The organism is Aquimarina atlantica (assembly GCF_000626715.1).
Lineage (GTDB): Bacteria > Bacteroidota > Bacteroidia > Flavobacteriales > Flavobacteriaceae > Aquimarina > Aquimarina atlantica.
On the sequence record NZ_AQRA01000037.1, the window covers coordinates 1 to 668 of the forward strand.

Annotated in this window: 1 pseudogene; it reads right to left on the reverse strand. The window is 36.4% G+C overall.

Annotated elements, in window-relative coordinates:
- A pseudogene (locus ATO12_RS26300) lies at positions 1-668 on the reverse strand (hypothetical protein); the annotation flags it as partial.

The window sequence follows — 668 nt, forward strand, 5'->3', positions numbered from 1 at the left end:
GTTATTATAGTTGCTTCTTCTGGCATTACCCACTGAATTTGATCGGGTATAGGATAAGTCACATCAATTACGACAAATTTTTCATTGGTAAATACCTGACTTGTATATAAGAATTCTGCATTAATTTCTTTTATATTTTCTATTACGGTAATGCTGTCTTGGGCAATACATCCTTTTCCACTGGTTACAGTTACAGTATAGGTTCCTTGTTGGTCTACATTGATTTCTGGGTTGGTACTGGTAAAACCGGTATCCGATGTCCAGCTATAAGAAGCATTGGGATCTTGTATAGTGGAAGATATAGTTACCGTTTGCCCCTCACAAAAGAAGGGATCTTCACCCAGATCAATAGAGAATAGCGGAGGGTTTGTAAATTCTATAGGTTGACTTGAGTTTGTAGTAAAACACCCATTTTGATCTACTACTCGATATACATAAGATCCAAATCCTACATTTTTGAGTTCATTACCCAACGCATTAAAATTAGGATCGACTATATTTTCCCAAGTGATTACATAATCCCCTGTTCCTCCTTCTATATTTAGTTGTATAGCAGCATCATTTCCATCCCTACATGATAATTCTTTTTTGTTGACAAGGGTTACAGTTATAGGCTCAGGTCCTTGTACCTGAAAAGATTTAGATTGGCTATTTCCTCCTTGATCAGA